Origin of the sequence: Microbacterium deminutum (genome assembly GCF_039530205.1) — a bacterium.
GTDB lineage: Bacteria > Actinomycetota > Actinomycetes > Actinomycetales > Microbacteriaceae > Microbacterium > Microbacterium deminutum.
This window is the reverse complement of the sequence record NZ_BAAAOG010000013.1, coordinates 1-18,341: the sequence shown is the minus strand read 5'-3', so window position 1 is coordinate 18,341 and position 18,341 is coordinate 1. Positions and strand designations below refer to the sequence as shown.

Sequence of the window (18,341 nt, the reverse complement as noted above, 5' to 3'; positions counted from 1 at the left end):
CGTTTCGACGAAGGTCAGCCCGCGACACGTACCGGGCTCGGGGTAGCCGAGGCCAAAGGGATCCTGGTGCTGCCTATCTCGGGATGCGCGTCTCGCTCGGTATGGGGGTCTGGTTCGGGGTGGGAGTCTCAGACGCGCGGGATTCTGTTCGCTGCTCGTTGCGGGGCGTATCCCGCCGCAGCCACCACATCAGGACCGCGAGCGGGATGAGCAGGCCTCCGATCCCGTAGATGAGGAACGGCGCGAACCCTGTCATGTGATCGACGAGCCACGAGAAGTTCTGGCCGAAGAAGCCGGTGATGAACGTCAGCGGAAGGAACACGGTGGCCAGCACGGTGAGCCGCTCCATCGTCGCATTCTGACGCACGCCGACCCGGGTCTGCTCGACCGAGATCACCGACAGGTTGGCCTCCAGCACCGTGCCGAGAAGGTCGCGCTGAGCAGCAACCTCTTCATTGATCAGCGTGAGATGATCCTGGACGTCGCGCAGGTACGGCTGTAGCACGTCCTTTCCGGTGGCGCGTTCCGCGGTCGCGACGACGGCGAGCAGCGGATGCACCGCCCGATAGAAGTCGGTGGCTTCGCGACGCAGCGAGTAGATCCGCTCGGTCGGTGCGGCACTACCCGAGAACACCGTCGCCTCGATCTCGTCGATGTCGTGCTCGAGGCCCGCGACCACCGGCGCGTACCCGTCCACGACCTGGTCGAGGATCGCCCACAACGCGGAGGCCGTACCGGCGGCCAGGAGCTCCGGCCGCTGCTCGAGGCGGAGGCGCGCACCGTGCAGCTCGCTCGCCACACCCTGCCGGACGGTGATCACGAAGGATGGGGCGAGGAAGACGCTGATCTCGCCGAACTCCACCTCTTCGGCCGCGTCGTCGTATCGCGCGGTGCGCAAGATGACGAGCCGGACGTCATGGTCGTACGTCTCCAGTTTGGGTCGCAGATGGAATGTCTGCGCATCCTCGACGGCCAGCTCATGAAGGCCGAAGGTCTTCCGCACCTGGGTGAGCTCCTCCGCGTCGGGTTCGAAGAGCCCGAGCCACACGAACCCGTCCTCCTTGCACAGCGCAGCCGCGTCCTGCAACGGGACCGGACCTTCGCCCTGCCGGCGACCGTTCACGTAGTGCGCGCAATCGATGATCATGAATGCCCCCTCGCCAGGGTGTTTTCGACGGGCGGCCTCCTGCCCGCAGTCATTATCACCTCGTCGCATGTGAGCGGGATGTCTGCCTGGAGAGTCCGACGCCGCAAGACCGCCGATGGACGCGATCCGCTGTACCTTGGGTCGCGGCACATCGGTCATCACCCTTGCGCCTGAACGGTCGCTCTCCGCCCGAGAGCGGATCCCTCGGCGTTCGCGGGCGCAGCTTGGGATCGGGGACGAGCCGCGGTGCGGTCGACCGGAGTTGTTGAGGGCCACGGCGACCGAGCATAGGCGGATGCTGTTGCTGGAGCGGATCCGGCCCGGACCATTCGTGCTTCGACCCGCCTACGAGGATCTCCGGGGTACCGGCCCGCGCTGCTCACGTTACGTCGACACGGATTTCACTCCTGGCGGGAGGTGTCGTGAACGTCGCCGGGATCCCCGTCAAGGAACTGCTGTTGCCATAGGGCGGCGAGCCAGGCGGCGTAGCGTTCGTCGGTCCAGCCTCGTTCGACGACGAGGCGTCGCCAAAGGTGGCCGTCGAGCATGGCGTACATGATGTCACCGCATGCCTCCTCGGGAATCACGAGCTGCCCGGTTTCGGCGGCATCGTGAGCAAACCTGCTGGCCACGTCGAGGAGTCGGGCGTGCCAGGTCGCCAGCATTTCTCGGGCGCCTGGTTCGGTGGCGGCGGCGCCTTCTATCGCCCGCAGCAGGGGACTGCTGCGGCGGCTACGAGCGGCGGTGAGACGGGCGAATCCAGCGATGCGCTCGGACAACTCCGGGAGTTGAAGGACGGCTTGTGTCTCGGGGCGGTCATAGAGGGTCTCTTCCTGCCCATCTCCCCGGAACATCACGAACCAGGCGCTGCGCAGCAGTTCCGCCTTGCTCCCGAACGACTTGTAGATCATCTCGGGGGAGACCTCCGCCGCTCTCGCGACGTCAGCCACCGTGGTGTTCCCGTACCCGTGCTCCACGAACAGGTCGTGCGCGGTGCGGCTGATGAGGTCGCGGTTCTCCTGCGCCTGCCGAGTGCGTGAGTGGGAGTTGTATGGCCTCTTGACCTTCTCCGTCATTTGGGTACATCCTATCTGTATTGAAACAAGCACGAGTTTACTCGAAGGAGAGGTGACTGCGGTGGAGATCGAAACGTTTGTCGCCGACGTGGTGCCGCGGGTGATGTCCTCACAGTCCGCGCTGTACACCGGCGACCCCGCCCCGTGGAAAGGTCTCTGGTTGCCCGGGGGCCCGGTCAGCTGGCTGGGCCAGTTCGGAACCTGCGCGCTCGGACGCAGCGACGTCCTCGCCCACTTCGCAAGGGTCGCCGCGCGGCAGTGGCGGTTCGAGGGATTCGACCTGGACCTGATCGCCGCCGATGTCGCGGCCGATCATGGCTACCTGATCACGCGCGAACGCCCGCGCGTGCAACTCGAGGAGGGCGGACCCCCGGTGCCGACAGCGCGCGTGAGCCGCGTCCTGCACCGCGAGGACGGACGGTGGTACGTCGCCCACGGACACGCCGATCTGGACCCCTTGGCACTCGACCTTCCGTGGAAACCCCCGGCCAACGACAACGGAGAAGCTCATGACCACTGAAACCGAGGCGTTCCTCGCCGAGATGATCCCCGCCCAGAGCGCAGCAGACACGGAGATCCACAACGGCAATCCGCTGCCCCGCATCGCTCAGTGGAGCCATCACGAACCGGTCTCGTTGTTCGGAGCCAACCTGACCGCCACCGACTGGTCCAGTGTCGAGCCTTCATTCCATGAGGTCGCGTCCTGGTTCGGCGGCTCGATCTCCTGGGACTTCCAAATCGTTCACGCACAGGCAAGCGGCGACCTCGCCTACACCGTCGCGTTCGAGAACACCGAAGCCGTCACTCAAGGCGTGCCGCGCAAGTACCGGCTCCGGGTCACGCACCTGTATCGGCGCGAAAACGGCACCTGGAAAATCATCCACCGCCATGCGGATTTCGAGCCCGACGAGACCACACCGCTCCTCGACGACCGGGAGCAGTAGCCCGCCGACGGGACTCCGCTAGACCCGTTCCACCCGGTGTGACGGGCGGCGACCTACCGCACCGGTCCAAACAGCGCTTCCAGGTCAACCTTCAAAACGTGTCCTCGGATCGCGCGGCCCGCACGCCGGTGGTCATACGAATCGCGTACTTGGGCAGGTTGAGGTGACGGCGTGACTCGGATGCTTGTTCACCGCCGTCCCGATCGATAATGAGGCATGCCGGATCCTCGACAACCGCGACCGCTCCAAAGCTTCAACCTGTTCGGCGATGACGTCCTCCTAATGCTTAGTCGCGCATGGGCGGAACAGACCACGGAACAACTCGGGACCGCGAAGGAATGTCGCCGTCGTTACGAGGCGATCGAGGCGACCTATGAGCGCGTGGACCACGACGGCGAGATCACACAGGATGTCGTGTCGTCTGCGTTTCGGGCGCTATGGACGGCCGAAGCCCTGCTCATCACGAGCGCGTCAAACCTTGAACGCTGGATGACGAAGTTGTACCGCGCACGCAATCGACGGCCTCGCACCAACGTGGAGCACCTTCGCACGCTACGCAACGCGCTCGAGCACCTGCACGAGGCGAACATCGATGATGACAACTGGGTCGCGACAGCCAGAACCACCACGGCCGAACGGAGTGGCATCGGCGCTCTGCCCGACGCTCAGTTGTCGATTGGTCTCGACGGAGACGGACGGATCTTCGGCGTCATCACACACGATGACTTGACGACGCTCGTCCGGGCGCTGCTGGATGAGCTCGACGCCGAGCTTCGCGACTACGCGGCCGACTGGATCGAGTGGCAGTCGGAGTAACTCGCGAGCGCCACGGGATCGCCGCGCGCGGAGGCCCGTTCGAGAGGCGTTGCTATCGGCGGCTAGCGGCGGAATGGGCGCGAAGTGGAGACATCGGTGTCGCACGCCGCCCATAGGGTTAGCACCCGTGACAGACGATGCATCCGAAGCCCTGGTCTACGACACCCACAGCTACCTGGCACAGCGTGAAGGATGGCGTGCACGCACACGACTCGCGTTCTTCGCATCTCCCCACGCGCGCGCTGTGTTCGACTTGGTCCGCCACTCGGTTACGGACTTCGTATACGGGATGAGTGGTCGATCATGGGAGACGGCTCCCCATGCCGACTACTACGTCGGGTTGCAGACCGCCTACCTTCGAACACAGGGTCTCGTGCTCGATCTCGCACGCGACTGCGAGGTGATCGACGGGGCCACCCTTCTCCGACGACAGATAGAGGTCATAGCTCGTCTTCGCGAACTCGACGAGATAGAAGACCTGAGCGAGCTGCTCAAACGCACGCCGAACGTCAATGCGCTAAAGTCGCCGGTCCGCGCTCTTTATGGAAGCTACTCCGAGATTGCGCACTCAAGCGTGGACTACGTCTTTGACTTGCTCGCGTCTGGGGAGGCTGGCTTCGAGCAATGGGTCTCGGTCTACCCGAAGTTCACGCCCAACTCGCATGTTCTGTTTCAGAACGCCGCAGTCGTGCACCTGGAATTCCTGCTTTGGGTACGAGACTTGGGGGACCGAACCGGGATTGCGATCGAGCGCCACTACGTCGATGGCTCCTTCGCTGAACTCGTGGAAGCGCTCAACGCTTGGGCGACCGATCCAGAAGCCGCGACATCGTCGCGGCGGTCGTAGAACGCTCGTTGAGCGGTCGGCGGATTCTGGCGGTCATCGCAACAGGATGTCTCCGATGACTTCGATCGGGGTTTGGAACTCTAGTCGTTTGCGGGGTCGGTCGTTCAGTTCGGCGGCGACGGCGTCGAGGTGCTCCTTGCTGAACCCGGCCAGCTCGGTGCCCTTCGGAAAATACTGCCGCAGCAGGCCGTTCGTGTTTTCGTTGATGCCACGCTGCCACGGCGACTTCGGGTCGCAGAAGAAGATCTCGATCCCGGTCGCGACGCGCACCTTCTCCCAGTCCCGCATCTCCGTGCCCTGATCCCAGGTCAACGTCAGCCGCAGCTGCTCCGGCAGTCGCTGGATCTTGCGGGCGAGGCCGGCGCGACCTGCTCGGGTTTGTATCCGTCGGGCAGTGGCACGAGGACCGTGTAATTGGAGGAGCGTTCCACCAGGGTGCCGATCGCGGACCGGTTCCCCGCGCCGATGATCAGATCACCCTCCCAGCTGCCGGGCACGGCACGATCGCTCGCCTCGGCCGGCCGCTCCGAGATATTGATCATGTTCGGGATCCGGTTCTTCCGCTGACCGAGCCTCCGATACGGGTGCCGCAGTGCCCGCCCGGTCCGCAGATAACGGGTCAGCTCCTGTTTCAACGCGCCACGGGTCTGCACGTAGAGGGACAGGTAGATGGTCTCCGTGCTCACCTGCATCTCCGGCTGATCGGGGAAGTCGCGGCGCAGCCGACCGGAGATCTGCTCCGGAGATCGGCGCCTGGCCAGGTCCGCCTCCACTCTCGCACGCAGCACCAGGTTGACCGCGAGCTTCGCCGGCTTCGGCCGGGACGCCCGCCCGAACGCGGCGATCTGGGCGGCCGACGCCCGGTATCTGCCCCGCACCGCGTTCCGGCTCAGCTCCCTCGAGACGGTCGACGGCGCCCGCCCGATCCGTGCCGCGATCGCACGCACCGACTCACCCGCAGCGACACCGACCGCGATCTCCTCCCGCTCCGCGAACGACAGATACCGGCCCTGCAAGTTCCTGCCACGCCGCGGTCTGACACCGCCGGCAGCCGCGAGCAACCGACGCCCGGATCGTCGACTCGTGCCCACTGCCTCCGCTGCCTCACTGAGGAACTGGCTGGCCTGCAGCGACGCCCAGAACCGCTGCACCAGCTCGGGTCGATACGCCAACGACAACTCCGCCACAACACTCTCCACTCGCTAAGTGTTGCGACCACCGCAAGAACCCAAGGATCCCCCAGCGGGCACCTAACGACACGCGCCCCATCCCGGCGCCCTGGATCAGTCCAGTTGTATTGGCGGCCGGTCAGCCACATGATCTGTTGTGGTCCTCACGCGCACCTTGACGATGGGCGCCCATTGCGCAGGCGGTAGGTCTACGACGTCGGTCAATTCCCTCGCGACTGCCACGGTTTCCGTGCCGGTGATCGTGCGGCGGGGGCGGGCCGGATCGGCTGGCGGATGCGGGTCGGAACATCGGGATGCTGACCTGCTCCGCGGTTCAAAATCGCCGCCGTCGCCCGCCCGCCCGCCGCATGCTGTCGCCGGGATTGACTCCCCGCCTTTGCAGCCCACAGGCCTCATACTTATCGCCTCTATCGGCCAGAACCACCCGCTTCCCCAATGCGACGTCAGGGCTCAGTGGAACACACGATCGTATGACTGTGATGCAAACGCTGGTACCGTCCCTTCATGGGGTCGGGGACGCGCCGTGCTGTAGTTATTGGGATCAACTCATACGCAAACGTCGGCCGACTGGCCGGTTGCGTGCGCGACGCTACGGATGTCGCCGACGCGTTGACCGGAACAGGGTACGACTTCCAGACAGTGCTCGTGGTCGACGACGACGCCACCCGGAGGAAATGCCTGGACGAGTTATGGTCGGCGGCGGAGGCTGAAGGGGAATTTCTAGTCGTATACTTTGCCGGCCACGGGCTTGTCCATGGTGGAGCCGGGCATCTGGTTACGACCGAAGGTGTTCCACGGGATCCGGGCATCGGGTTGCTTGAGCTCGGGCACATAATGGCCTCAGCATCGCAAAACTACGCGCATGTCATCGCGGTGCTCGACAGCTGTCACTCAGGTGCTGGCATCACCTGGTCCGGCTATACGCCTTTGACGCAAGACGCAATCGAGCACGGAGTCGCTGTCGTAAACGCGAGCCGCATCCTGCTGGCGGCATGCCGCGCCGAGCAGGTGGCGTTCGAAACGGCGGAACCGGATGCGAGGGGCGCCTTCACAAAGGTGCTCGTTGAAGGTCTCCACGGTGGCGCCGTGAACCACCAAGGCGACGTGACGGTTCACAGTCTCTTTGACTTCCTCGACTCAAATATGGATACGTTGCGGCAGACTCCCGTCTTCAAAGGGGATTCTGCCGGATCGGTTGTACTAGGGACGGGCTTCAGCCCGCGGCTCGGCGCCCCGGTCCCGACCCAGGAGGCTAACCAGATCTTCGCGAAGGCCGAGAGCCTCTTGGACACGTACCAACTCCTACAAACATCGGAGCTGTCACGCCTGGACCACCGCAGACAGGTCGGACTTCGAACGTGTGCCCAAAAGCTGTCGGAAGTGGTCCGATGGTTCGATGAGACTGAGAATTTAGCGAAAGACGTCGCGCGCGATGCTCGATGGCGCGGCTTTCGCTCCTCGCTGCTCAACTACCAGGCCTCTCTTTCCAATCTGAATGACGGAGACGTCCTGCCCGTCGGGAAGGTCGAACGGCGTATCGGTGGCGGGGGATTCGGACAGGTTTGGGAGGTCGAATCCCAAGGCCACAAGCAGGCGCTAAAGGTATTTCACGGCTCCGAACTATCCGACCCTGTGAAGCCAACTCGCTTCCGGAATGGGTATTACTCGATGCGCAGCCTCACTCATCCGAGAATCGTCGCCGTGCATGAGCTTACGGAAGCTCCGCTCGGGTTCACTATGGATTTGATCCAAGGCGCGGATCTGAGAGATGCGTATATTGATCGAACCGATTCGCGGACGCTACTCGCGCTACTTATCGATATAGCCGACACCGTGCGATTTGCGCATGGTCGGAGCATCGTTCATCGCGACATAAAGCCAGAGAACGTAATTCTCGCTTGGGATGAGACGAGTGGCGAGCCAGCCGCTCATCTAACAGACTTCGATCTCGCTTACATCGAAACGAATCGTACCGTGACAGTAAATTTGGTGGGTGGGGCAGTCAATTACGCCGCCCCGGAGCAGTTTTATGCCTCGAATGGCAGTGTGGCGCGCGACTTTACAGTCGACGTGTTCGGGTTCGCGCAGCTTATGTACTTCATCTTGCACGGCTCGGATCCAGCGGCAGATAAACCAGCACAAAATACGCAGCGATTTTCGAATTCTGTGGCTGGCCTTTTCCCCGCCGAGCCAGCCGAGTTGCTAATCGGTCTCTACAAACAGTCGAGTTCCGTCGATCCCAGCGGGCGGCCTCAGACAATGGAGGAAGTGCACGCGGTTCTTTCTCGGGCGAAGGTCTTGCATGAGGCCACGATGTCGGGCGCACAGTTAACCGCGGCTGACATTCTGCGGCAGGTGGCTTTTACCTACGCCGGGCCAGGCGGGTACTCTATGGACGACGAAGTTGTCCGTATGGAGAGCCGCGCCGGCACCATGCAAATAGAGGTGCGTCAGCGAGGCGTCGAGTCGGACGGCGCTTCAGACTTCTTGATGACATTTTCAGTGAGTCAGCAGTTCGGCATACCAGGAGCAAGCTCCGGCGGACACGCGAGGGGCATCCTCAATCAACGGATCGACAAGCGTCTCCAACGCTACCCGGACGTGCGGCGGTCAGCCGGAAAGCACGGATACTTCCAAACACATCTGACAATTGAGCGTGTGCCTCTAAGTACGTCCGGGATAGCCGAACTGTCCATCCTGCTATCAGAGATCATCGCAGCGATCGAACACGTTGACTGATCGCCAAGGGCGAGCGGAATGACGACGGAGCCGGTTTGTGTGCTCCGTCGCAGACCAAATGCCCGTTGATCGCGTCCGCAAGCCGGTCCCTGCGCGCGCACTAAAGGTCGGGCCGTTATACAACTGCCAGCGTGACGCTGGGTGGATGGATGGAATACAGATTGGCTATGCCCGAGTGTCGACGACCGATCAGGATCTCACGGCCCAGCGAGAGGCGCTGCTGAGGCTCGGAGTCGCCGATGCGCAGATCTACGTCGACCACGGGATGACGGGTGCGAACCGCGCTCGACCCGGCTTGCGGGAGGCTCTCGCAGCGGTGAGAAGCGGCGACACCCTTGTCGTGACGAAGTTGGACCGCCTCGCCCGCTCGCTGCGGGATGCCCGCGACATCGCGGACGAGCTGACCGCGAAGGGCGTCGCGCTCAGTCTCGGTGGAAGCCGTTACGACCCGACGGATCCTGTCGGGCGGCTGCTGTTCAATGTGCTCGGGATGGTGGCGGAGTTCGAGCGGGACCTGATCAGCATGCGCACTCGGGAGGGAATGGCCGTCGCCCGCGCGAAGGGCAAGCTGAAGGGCAAGCAGCCGAAGCTATCCAAGACGCAGCGCGCCCTGCTGTTCGAACTCCAGGACCGCGGCGAGTACACCCAGACGGATATCGCCGAACTGCTCAGCGTCTCTCGAGCGACCATCTACCGTGAGATTCGACGTCGCCGGGCGTCGTTCCTCGCCTCCTGTGAAGCGCACATCTACTGACGCCACGGCAGCCGGCCGCACTCGGCAAGGATCCCCATCCGCGCGATGCACGGAAGCGGGGCCGACGTGGGCGCAGTCGGGCGTGGGATGGGCAGCTGTCGCGTAGACCGGAGGCTCTATCGACGGGACTCGAAGGCGGCGGTTTCGATGCTCGGATCACGCGCGGGCTTCCGGGCGCAAGTGAATTTCGACGGGAATGCAACCCCCGTCCGCCCTGTCATGGTGACCCCTAGGGACGCAGGAGGAGCGCGAGCCGGACAACCCACTGCTTCTTCTTGGGCTCGCGTCGCGGATCGGTGACGTAGATCTCGCATCGTGCAGCGAACTGCTCACCATGAGGGGTAGTCCACGAATCGATGGTGAGTCCCTGGTCGCCTGCCCAGGCGAGGAGCATCCGGTTGGCGCTCAGCGATGTTGCCCGGTAGTCGAGCTCCGCGTATCGGCCCGCGGGAAGGAATCCCCGTTTCACTCTTTCACTGTCGGCATCTGCCGTTCCCACGACGCCGACCTCAATGTCCATCAGTCCGCCCATGTCAACGACGTGCAGTCGAAGAAAGAAGGGACCGAAGTCGGTGGCGTGGTGGGCACTCAGCCACGCAATCAGCTCCGCGAGTAGCCGATCACGCTCACTGAGCATCGTGCGAAACGGCACGACCTCCCGGATGCCGAGAGTCGCCATCTCGGGTCGATCACGGACGGCGGGTCCGTTGACGAGGTCGACACGCTCAGCGGCCACGATGCCCAGTCTGTCAGGTGAGGCTACAGGTACACCAAGGCGCGGCACCGCGCGCGATTGCTCCGCCCGGCAGGATCCACCTGCGAGCACCGCGCGAGCGGAACGAGTCCGAGGGTCGCTACGGTTGCTCCGCGGACGATGAACGGAAGGAGCCAGCCGCGGGCGGTGCCCCGGCTCCTGTGCGGGACGCGACCGCGAAAGGTGGGGCAGCCGGATCATCGTTGCCCGTCCGATGGGTTGGTCCTGAGACTCGCCCTGGATGGCCCCTGGCTCGGAATGCCGCTGGGTGGTGGGCTAGTGAAGGTCTGGTCTAAATGGAAGCTCGCGCCCGAACTCGACGTAGATCGAGTCGAGCGTCTCGGAGCCGGAGGCGTCCTTGTTCGCCGCATAACCGAAGCCGCTGAACCAGCGCGCGTTCGGGTGAGCGAGTCGAACGTGAACGTAGTCGCCGAAACGGCTGTACATCAGTGGGGTGCCGTCCGGGTTAGTGAGCGGCTTCCCCGTGTCGTCCTGCTGCTGTCGCAACGATGTTAAGTCGCTTGCATCGCCAAACCACACGACGAAGTCTCCCAGAATGCCAACCGCGTGACTGCCGTAGCTTGTCGGCCCACCCCATGCAAGTGAGATCCCGACCTCGTCATCGGAGTTTGTTGTGAGAGAGGGGTACGCGAAGGCGTAATCAGCGTTCCACACCTGCGTTTGTTCGACCAGCTTGAAGTTTTGCGATGTGTCGAACTTGGCGATCTGAATGTGAGCGCGTGTGAATGAGAATCCCTTGCCATCGGTGCGACCGGTGCCCTGACCCGCTGCCCACGCGAACCACAGAATATTCCCCTGCCGTGCCGCCCCGATGATTCGGTGGTCTTCCGAAATCCAGTCCGTCCAGTCCTTTGCGGCTTCGACGATATTTCCGCCACTGATGAGCGGCCAGTTCGCAATCTTTCGATCACGCCATGAGTAGCGGTCCTCATTCGCATCAGACCGATAAATCCGCATCGTCGAATTGTCGATGTGCTGCGCCCAATGGTTCAAATCCCCGGCGATGTTCTGGGTCGGGGAACCTATGATGGGTCGGGTCGAGGTATCGATGAACGCGTAGAGGAACGATAGTCCTCGACCGGCCGCCATGTCCGCGAGAGGCAGTTCAAAGAACAGCTTCCCTTGCTTTCCTGCGAAGACGTTCGTATTGACATGCAGATGCTTCGACCCGTAGCTCAGATCGGGAAAGTCCATCCATGCGCCCGCAAGCCCGAAGGTGTCGGGCGTGAAGTCCCACTGCCTCCACCAGGCAGGCTTGCCGCCTTTATAGGTCTTGAGATCGCTCGGGCTCGCAAGCGCGATCTTCACCACGTTCTCGTTGGTTCGCGGTGACGTCTTCGTCTTGTACGACTGCACGTACAAGACGAAGCAGTCGATCGAAGGCACATAGATGATCACTTGGTCGCCAGCCCAGCCGCCGTACACCTCGTCCTCGTCGAACAAGGCAGTCCAGTCCAAAGTGGTGAAGCTCACGCCTCCATCGACGGAGAGCTTGAGCCAGAGGTTTCCGGAAGCCAGCACGACATCGCCGGCCTTCGCCCCGGAGCAGTCGGGAGGCCATGTGCCGGCAATGAGGTCCTCGGTGAACTTGCCGAACACGACCGGTCCCTGACTTCCCGGAACCGGGCCTTGACCCGACCTGAAGTTTACCGGTGCTGGCGTCTGGTGGGTCGGTTCGAGCCGGCCGAAGTGGGAGCCGTACCCGATCGGTACAAGCGACTCATCGTCTTCGTGATGGGGTCGGTCGACGGGCTTCCACGGTCGATGGCGCTCTGGGACATCAACCAGTGAGACAGTCGCCCGAGACTTCACGGACCACCCGTCCTCCGACCCATCATGCGAGAATCCGTCGCCGGCTCCCTCGTGGCAGAGGCAGTTGCACTCCTCCGACTCGTCGGCGCCGCTGTCCGCCGACCCACAACAGTCCTCCAACTTCGCGCGCAGTTGCGCGAGCCGGTCAAGTTCGAGAGCCGCGGCGGGATTGGCTGAGCGCTGCAGCTCGACGAGCTGCTCGATTGCCGCGGCGATACGGTCCACCTGAGCGCCGTGGCGACGCACCGCTCTTGAGGTTCGGCAGGTTTCCTTGGCTATTGATTCGATCAGACACAAAACGCGCGCGGGATCCAATTCTGAGCGGTTCTCAGGCATTTTCCGCTCCTACTCCGCGGTAGATCCGCTGGCCGGCAGGATGCGGCCCTGACGTCGAGCGACAGTGGCCGCCAGCGCCAGGGCGAGAAGCAGCAGCGCTGCGAGGCCGAAGCCGACGACAAGCCCGTACTCCGTTTCGCCGCTCCCCCCGTCTGGGGACAGGTGCAGAAACTCCTCAATCCATTCGCGATTCGCAAATGCGAATACCGCAGCGAGAACACAAAGCGCCCCCAAGGCAGCGATGATTCCAACTACTATTCGCGGAATTCCGGCGAGGACTCGGGCAATCGAATGCATGGTGGAAGTATGCTCCGCTGGCGTGCCCCCGCGATAGAGGGCCGATGCATCGGGATCCATAATTCTTCAAGCCCGACGATCCATCTTCCGCCAATACACTCACCGATTTTGGGGCGCATCTCTTATCGTGAATCAATTCCCGCGGGGGTCCATGAGGTCGGTGACGTAGATGGGCGATCCTGGGAAACCCAGTCTGTTTCCGGCAGGAACAGGAAATTGCCGGCCTGCGCGGACACACATCGGGAGGCTGGCCGATGCCGCACTCGGCCGGCATCCGTCCTTCAGACACAAGATCCCTCTACGTGCCAGATCGTTCAGCTCCCACCATTCGCGACGACCGACCGGATCCCTTCGACTGATTGATGGCGGCGCTGAAAACGCCCACGGTCAGCCCGATCGCAACGGCGGGAGCCCACATGGCGACGGAGGAGTCACCGCCCGGCGGAACCTCGAGCGGAGAATCAGGCAGCCGCAACGTCACCGGACGCGCGCCGAACCGACGATGCGTGGCGCGGCCCCCAACCTCGCGTCAAAGGCGACTGCTTCGCGGGACAGGGGCGCATCCGGGCGTCCTGCTCCATTCGACGACGTTCCTTGACAAGTCCCTTGGCGGCGAGGAGTCTGACCTTGGGAGCGCCTGTCTTGCCACCGGATCCAACCGATGGGCAACCGGCGCTTTCTTGATGAGGTCGAGATGACTAGCGAAGAGATCATCCAAGAGGGCTTCATCCTCGGTTACTTCCAACCGAACGAGGAACCCGGCATCCCACTGTCCGAGCCGCAGATGAGTTGGTATCGAGAAGCCATGGAGGCGGGCCGTCAAGCCAGGGCGGAATTCGGCGTGCCGGTCCGAGTGAGGACCAATCCTAGGCGGAGCAGATCATGGTCAACCCGTACGTAGGTACCGAGTGGGAAGCTTCCTGGCAGCAGGGCTACGACGCGGGTCTCAGCCATCCTGATGGCCAGGCCGGTGTGCCGCCGCTTGAAGGGAATCAGCTGACCGTCTACAACGAGGGAGTCGCCGCTGGTCAGGCGGACGCGGCGCAAGGCGGCACGCCGGTCGTCATTCCCCCACCAGCAGAACCTCGGGAGGGTGTCGAGATCCCGTTGGAAGCGACCTTGGCGTTCACTGCAGCCGAATTCGCGGTTGAGTGGAGCGTTCAGGGCACGATCGTTGGCCTCGTCGACCTCATGCTCCACCTATCCATTCCGGCTGGGCCGCCCCCGCGGGACATGAGTAACCCCGGCGAAATGGCGGCGGCGCTGACTGAAGCGTGTCGGACGATGGGCGCCACCGATCTCTTCATGGCGAGTTGCCAGAACTCAGGGCACTCGGGCGGAGGCGACGCGGTGCTTGACGCCGGCTATTGGCACGGGAACCTTTTCACTGATTACTGGAACGCATACCGGGTGGCCGTCAGTCACCTCAGTGAGGAACCGGCGTCGGACGGTGAGGTCGGAATAGTCCATGTGACGTCGGCTTCGCCTGGCGTGGAATGGATCCAGCTGCCGTAGAAGTGCGCAACTGCATATTCCAACCGACCTCAGACCGTTGTCGAAGGAGCACGCGAGCCAATGCCGCAGATATCGATGTACGTCGCCGGAGCCACCGCCGGGGTAGGAGCAATGGGGCTCGTACTCGCGTGGGACCGGTACGACCGCGGACCCCGGGCCGGAGACGATCTCGACACGGCGGGCATGGGCCTCTACACGCTAATGGGGCCGACGACGGGCGCAAACCTGGTCAGGATGAAGGCCATGAACCCTATCCCGATCCCGGAGGAGGGCTGCCCCGACGCGCCCGACGGTTTTAGCGTAGATGGGACGCAGCGGGACCTAGTTGCCCGCATCACCGCTAAGCCGGGCGGCACAGCATTGGGGTCCTTCGCCGACGTCACGTTCGAGCTGTTCGAGGCGTCCACCTCCATTTACCGTGCGACCCCGGCAGGGGAGACGCTGAAGGTTGAGCTCGCCGACAACTCGATCTTGAGTTCGGAAGCAAGTTTCGAGGACAGGCTCATTGTGCAGGCCTGGGAGGACCCACTTGAGGGCTGGGCAGCGTTGATGGGCCATCGGGCCGCAGCCAAAGACATCTGGGTCGCGTTGATGACGCCCGCCCAACCACTCGAATGGTTCTAGGGCGATGCCCGAACAGCGCTTGGAGATACCACCGCAGGCGCTGTCGGCGCTCGCGACGCTTCGCGCCGCGGTCCAGAACTCGGTACCGCCCGGCACCGAGTTCGGCATCGGTGCCAAGCAGTCCGCGGGTGAGTTCCTCGGCGAGCTCGCACTGATCGTCTACGTGCCGGAGAAGCTTCCGGAGAACGCGTTGCGACCGGAGCAGATGATTCCCCCGACAATCACCGAGCAGGGCGTGGAGTTCCTCACCGACGTCGTGCAAAGCACCCGTACGCCGATCGCACTGCTCAACGACACCAAGGTCGCCCTGCAACTGTCCGGTGGTATAGACATCGGCTTCTTCGACCCCGCGAAGGGCGCGGTGGTACATGGCACAGCGGGATGCGTTGTCCAACGCCGCAGCGACGGTGGGCGCCAGCTGCTCACCGCGGCGCACGTCGCACCGATCGGCACTGTCATGTCACAGCCCGCTCCCGGCGCGAGCCAGTCCGCTCCGGTAGGCACGATCGTCAACGCCGACACCAGTCCGACGCTGGACTGCTCGGTGATCGAATTGAACGGGCTGCGCAGCACGCTAGCCGAGATAGTGGAGATCGGATCGAATCGTGGGGCGGCCGACTTCGCATTGTTTGCCAGCGCAACCAAGCGCGGCCGCACCACCGGCCTGACAGCCGGCCTGGTTGTCGCCGTGATGCCGGACGCGAATCGAATCGTGCTGGCCACGTTCCCGTTCGGTGGGCTCTACTGCCATCAAGGTGACTCCGGCTCGGTCGTGCTCGACGGCAACGGTGAAGTGATCGGGCTCCTGGTGGAAGAGGGCGACCTGCAAACTGACGCCGGCGGGAACCCGGTCTCCAGCGTGGGTCTCGCCGTGCCGATCAGGGCGGTGCTCGACGCCTTGCAGATCGAGATCGCCGTCAGCCCGCCGATCATCACCAGTATTGACCCGAACGCCGCGGGAGGGCTGCTCGCCAGCGGCGGCGTCACCCAGATTGACGGGGCCGGCTTTGATGCGGCCAGTCAGGTCATGTTCGGCGGCGTTCCGGCGGTCACGGTGATCCCTGCTTCACCGCTGCGACTGCTCGTCACTCCGCCGACGCAGTTCGCCCCCGGCGCCGTTACGGATGTGATTGTCACCAACGCCATCGGCGAGCAGTCGCTTCCCAGTGTGATCGCGCAGTTCACTTTCTAGATTGGTGTCATTCCTATGAGCACTCCGCGACGGCTGTTCGAGGATCCTCGCAACACGTACATCGTTCGCAACGATGATCCGGACGCTTTCGACAAGCGATTCGCCGGCCGGCCCGGGGTGCACCGGGAGCAACGTTGCTGTCGCGACCGGGCGCCCAGGTGGCAGCCGTACCTGACTCACGACGGAGAGGATCCCAGCAGCGATAATCGCGAAGCCTACCGCGAGATGGTGGGCCTCCAGGTCGAGGATGCCACGGGCGAATCCGACAACGTGACGGGGCGGAATCAGATGAAGGGATACGTCTGGGTCGAAGGATCAACAAGCGGATACAAACCCGATTTCATCAGCGCTCACGAGTGGCTGCGGTGGCAGGGCGTGTACTGGATGCCGTCCCCTAAGGGGCCGACTGCGGGCACAAATCCGCCCCGCTGGGTTCGCATTCCCGGCGACCGAAAGGTGCGCTGGGAGGCGGGCAATTATGTATTCCTGTGGTGCCAGAAATGCGAAACGCCGCTCGAAGCCGCGTGGTCCGACGTGCTCGACACGCTGCCCGCGATCGCGCGTGCTGTGGCCATGGTGGCGTCTTATGTGCCTGTCTTCGGGACCGCCTTGAGCCTGATACTGAACACCGCCGTTTCGCTCGCCGAGGGGGAGGACATCACCGAATCCGTCCTCGATGGCATTGGCGGCGCACTTCCCTCACAACCCACCTCAGGGATGGCGTTCCATGCCGCCGTGGCAATCGGCAAAGGCGAGCGCATCCAAGACATCCTCGTGGAGATCGCGCCCCTCGATAGGTCGCTGAAAGACGTACTCAAGGTTGCGGACGAGGTCATCGTCGGGATTGCCAATGGGCAGGCCGTGACGGACGTTGCCTACGGCACAGTCCGTGGCCTCCTGCCACCCGACGCGCAGCAGGGAATGGACCTTGCTCGCCGGGTGGTCAACGGTGAGGACATTCCTGGCATGTTTCTCACCCAGGCCGAGCAGATAGCCCTGGATGGAGTGAAGGGGCAGGCGAAAGCAATCCTCGCCGAAGCCCAGGGCGGCAGCGCCGAAGCGCTTAGCATCGCCCAGTCGAAGGTGGACGCGATATATAACCAATACGCCGCGGAATTCGGATACCAGATGGCGCTCGACGAACTGGGTACCGAAGCCACCGGCTGGCTGCAGATGGGGCTGGCGGGAGGCGGCAGCCTCAGGGCAGCAGCATTAGCAGCCACCCCGTTCGTGGGAACGTTTGGGTCGATTGCCGAAACGAACACAATTGTGAATGACGGCTACGCGCAGAAGGGTGAAGAACTCATAGCCTCCGGGATCAAGTTCAACAACCGACCTGTAGCGGACATCCGCAGCGGGGATCGATTCGACATCGTCATCGACTTCTATGACCTGCTCAACGACACCTGGACGCCGCGCCTCACCAGCTATCGCATCACCGACGCCTGGCGTCGTGGCTTCACAATCGCGATCGGAGTCTGCGAAGGTAGCTCCATACGTGGGCCGGGGCAGCTCGACGTCTACCAAACAATGGCGGAGATCGGCGGACGGGACGGCTTCAACGCCGGTCAGGCCGTGCAACACGGCCGCACGCTCCACGGAGACTCAGGCCTGCTGAACCAGCAAACCACACAGGACGAAAGCAAACCGATCCCGAGGATCGTGCCCGAATTCGTGAATCTGTCACCACAGGGCGCACAGGCACGCGCCGCCCGAGAACGCGTCACAGTCCAATTCCTCCATTCCCAAAGCGCTGACGACATCTTCGGTGAAGATCTGCAGTCCCTGCTCTCCGGCGATGGCGACCGTCGCGCGTACGCCGACGACGAGATCATCGTCAACGTCCAACGTCCTGCGGCCGGGGAGACCATGGACTCTGGAGGAACCGTTTCGCTCGGCGTCGCACTAGCGTCCGGCGTCTCGTGATCGACCAGTCGCGGCTCACCTGCTCGCATCAAATGACCCCGGTATGCACTCGGATCACCTCTACTAATTGAGTCAGTGCCGATCGTCTCGCGGGCGGCCGCGGCTTACGCTCGGAGGCTCGCCTGCCACCGCCGATGTTCGCGCACGACGAGCACCGCGAGGATGCCCCACACACCGATGTCATCTGTGAAACCCAGCGGCCCGAGGACGAGTTCCGGGATCATGTCGATCGGGGCGAGTGCGTAGATGACGGCGGCAGTCGCGGCAACCCACGTCATCGGTGCGACACGGTGCTCGCGGCGCTTGACTGCCTTCAGAAACCTGAACCACATACATCAACTGTGAGCTACC

16 protein-coding genes and 1 pseudogene are annotated in these 18,341 nt (G+C 63.4%); 10 read left to right on the top strand and 7 right to left on the bottom strand.

Annotation, left to right across the window (positions count from 1 at the left end; genetic code table 11):
• Positions 1-73 precede the first annotated feature (73 nt).
• The gene (locus tag ABD212_RS18330) at positions 74-1,147 is read right to left on the bottom strand and encodes a magnesium and cobalt transport protein CorA (RefSeq protein ID WP_344097498.1); all 1,074 of its coding nucleotides are present in this window, start codon (positions 1,145-1,147) and stop codon (positions 74-76) included.
• Positions 1,148-1,548: 401 nt separating this feature from the next.
• Positions 1,549-2,223 carry a TetR/AcrR family transcriptional regulator gene (locus ABD212_RS18325; RefSeq protein WP_344097496.1) on the bottom strand — a complete coding sequence of 225 codons (675 nt, stop codon included), beginning with the start codon at positions 2,221-2,223 and terminating at the stop codon, positions 1,549-1,551.
• Between the two features lie 61 nt (positions 2,224-2,284).
• On the opposite strand from ABD212_RS18325, the gene ABD212_RS18320 reads away from it, so the two are divergent.
• From ABD212_RS18320 to ABD212_RS18305, 4 genes are all read left to right on the top strand, one after another.
• A complete protein-coding gene (locus ABD212_RS18320; protein ID WP_344097493.1) occupies positions 2,285-2,743 on the top strand; it encodes a YybH family protein in 459 nt (152 codons plus the stop codon).
• Positions 2,733-3,167 carry a YybH family protein gene (locus tag ABD212_RS18315; RefSeq protein WP_344097491.1) on the top strand — a complete coding sequence of 145 codons (435 nt, stop codon included), beginning with the start codon at positions 2,733-2,735 and terminating at the stop codon, positions 3,165-3,167. Before ABD212_RS18320 ends, ABD212_RS18315 begins: the two co-directional genes overlap by 11 nt.
• A gap of 216 nt (positions 3,168-3,383) precedes the next feature.
• Positions 3,384-3,983: a hypothetical protein gene (locus ABD212_RS18310; protein ID WP_344097488.1), complete on the top strand. Its 600-nt coding sequence runs from the start codon at positions 3,384-3,386 to the stop codon at positions 3,981-3,983.
• Positions 3,984-4,110: 127 nt separating this feature from the next.
• Complete coding sequence (locus tag ABD212_RS18305) at positions 4,111-4,830, top strand: hypothetical protein (protein WP_344097486.1); 720 nt, start codon at positions 4,111-4,113, stop codon at positions 4,828-4,830.
• Between the two features lie 33 nt (positions 4,831-4,863).
• Here the strand turns inward: ABD212_RS18305 and ABD212_RS18300 are convergent.
• A pseudogene (locus ABD212_RS18300) lies at positions 4,864-6,029 on the bottom strand (IS30 family transposase).
• A gap of 495 nt (positions 6,030-6,524) precedes the next feature.
• On the opposite strand from ABD212_RS18300, the gene ABD212_RS18295 reads away from it, so the two are divergent.
• The gene (locus ABD212_RS18295; RefSeq protein WP_344097483.1) at positions 6,525-8,759 is read left to right on the top strand and encodes a protein kinase domain-containing protein; all 2,235 of its coding nucleotides are present in this window, start codon (positions 6,525-6,527) and stop codon (positions 8,757-8,759) included.
• Positions 8,760-8,904: 145 nt separating this feature from the next.
• Positions 8,905-9,513, top strand: coding sequence for a recombinase family protein (locus ABD212_RS18290; RefSeq protein WP_344097481.1), 609 nt, complete (start codon positions 8,905-8,907; stop codon positions 9,511-9,513).
• 229 nt (positions 9,514-9,742) lie between these two features.
• Here the strand turns inward: ABD212_RS18290 and ABD212_RS18285 are convergent, their stop codons facing one another.
• The 3 genes from ABD212_RS18285 to ABD212_RS18275 form a co-directional block, all read right to left on the bottom strand.
• Positions 9,743-10,249, bottom strand: a complete 507-nt coding sequence (locus ABD212_RS18285; RefSeq protein WP_344097479.1) for a GyrI-like domain-containing protein — start codon at positions 10,247-10,249, stop codon at positions 9,743-9,745.
• A 294-nt stretch (positions 10,250-10,543) separates the two neighbouring features.
• Entirely contained in the window at positions 10,544-12,436 is a 1,893-nt protein-coding gene (locus ABD212_RS18280; protein ID WP_344097476.1) for a hypothetical protein, read from the bottom strand.
• Positions 12,437-12,445: 9 nt separating this feature from the next.
• The gene (locus ABD212_RS18275) at positions 12,446-12,733 is read right to left on the bottom strand and encodes a hypothetical protein (RefSeq protein WP_344097474.1); all 288 of its coding nucleotides are present in this window, start codon (positions 12,731-12,733) and stop codon (positions 12,446-12,448) included.
• 882 nt (positions 12,734-13,615) lie between these two features.
• Between ABD212_RS18275 and ABD212_RS18270 the strand changes: the two genes are divergently transcribed.
• The 4 genes from ABD212_RS18270 to ABD212_RS18255 all read left to right on the top strand — a co-directional run bounded on the left by ABD212_RS18270 (position 13,616) and on the right by ABD212_RS18255 (position 17,990).
• On the top strand, positions 13,616-14,248 hold the full coding sequence (locus ABD212_RS18270; RefSeq protein ID WP_344097471.1) for a hypothetical protein: 633 nt from the start codon (positions 13,616-13,618) through the stop codon (positions 14,246-14,248).
• Between the two features lie 183 nt (positions 14,249-14,431).
• Positions 14,432-14,872 carry a hypothetical protein gene (locus ABD212_RS18265; RefSeq protein ID WP_344097469.1) on the top strand — a complete coding sequence of 147 codons (441 nt, stop codon included), beginning with the start codon at positions 14,432-14,434 and terminating at the stop codon, positions 14,870-14,872.
• 4 nt (positions 14,873-14,876) lie between these two features.
• On the top strand, positions 14,877-16,064 hold the full coding sequence (locus ABD212_RS18260; protein WP_344097467.1) for a chymotrypsin family serine protease: 1,188 nt from the start codon (positions 14,877-14,879) through the stop codon (positions 16,062-16,064).
• Positions 16,065-16,079: 15 nt separating this feature from the next.
• On the top strand, positions 16,080-17,990 hold the full coding sequence (locus ABD212_RS18255; protein ID WP_344097464.1) for a hypothetical protein: 1,911 nt from the start codon (positions 16,080-16,082) through the stop codon (positions 17,988-17,990).
• A gap of 104 nt (positions 17,991-18,094) precedes the next feature.
• On the opposite strand, the gene ABD212_RS18250 is transcribed toward ABD212_RS18255, so the two are convergent.
• Entirely contained in the window at positions 18,095-18,268 is a 174-nt protein-coding gene (locus ABD212_RS18250) for a DUF1232 domain-containing protein (protein WP_344097462.1), read from the bottom strand.
• Positions 18,269-18,341: the final 73 nt, after the last annotated feature.

Bases quoted from the DNA above. Each gene is read 5' to 3' on its own strand.
- ABD212_RS18270 (WP_344097471.1), top strand. From the start codon at position 13,616: ATGGTCAACCCGTACGTAGGTACCGAGTGGGAAGCTTCCTGGCAGCAG.
- ABD212_RS18250 (WP_344097462.1), bottom strand. From the start codon at position 18,268: ATGACGTGGGTTGCCGCGACTGCCGCCGTCATCTACGCACTCGCCCCG.
- ABD212_RS18295 (WP_344097483.1), top strand. From the start codon at position 6,525: ATGGGGTCGGGGACGCGCCGTGCTGTAGTTATTGGGATCAACTCATAC.
- ABD212_RS18280 (WP_344097476.1), bottom strand. From the start codon at position 12,436: ATGCCTGAGAACCGCTCAGAATTGGATCCCGCGCGCGTTTTGTGTCTG.
- ABD212_RS18275 (WP_344097474.1), bottom strand. From the start codon at position 12,733: ATGCATTCGATTGCCCGAGTCCTCGCCGGAATTCCGCGAATAGTAGTT.
- ABD212_RS18260 (WP_344097467.1), top strand. From the start codon at position 14,877: ATGCCCGAACAGCGCTTGGAGATACCACCGCAGGCGCTGTCGGCGCTC.
- ABD212_RS18330 (WP_344097498.1), bottom strand. From the start codon at position 1,147: ATGATCATCGATTGCGCGCACTACGTGAACGGTCGCCGGCAGGGCGAA.
- ABD212_RS18290 (WP_344097481.1), top strand. From the start codon at position 8,905: ATGGATGGAATACAGATTGGCTATGCCCGAGTGTCGACGACCGATCAG.
- ABD212_RS18325 (WP_344097496.1), bottom strand. From the start codon at position 2,223: ATGACGGAGAAGGTCAAGAGGCCATACAACTCCCACTCACGCACTCGG.
- ABD212_RS18315 (WP_344097491.1), top strand. From the start codon at position 2,733: ATGACCACTGAAACCGAGGCGTTCCTCGCCGAGATGATCCCCGCCCAG.
- ABD212_RS18310 (WP_344097488.1), top strand. From the start codon at position 3,384: ATGCCGGATCCTCGACAACCGCGACCGCTCCAAAGCTTCAACCTGTTC.
- ABD212_RS18255 (WP_344097464.1), top strand. From the start codon at position 16,080: ATGAGCACTCCGCGACGGCTGTTCGAGGATCCTCGCAACACGTACATC.
- ABD212_RS18265 (WP_344097469.1), top strand. From the start codon at position 14,432: ATGGGCCTCTACACGCTAATGGGGCCGACGACGGGCGCAAACCTGGTC.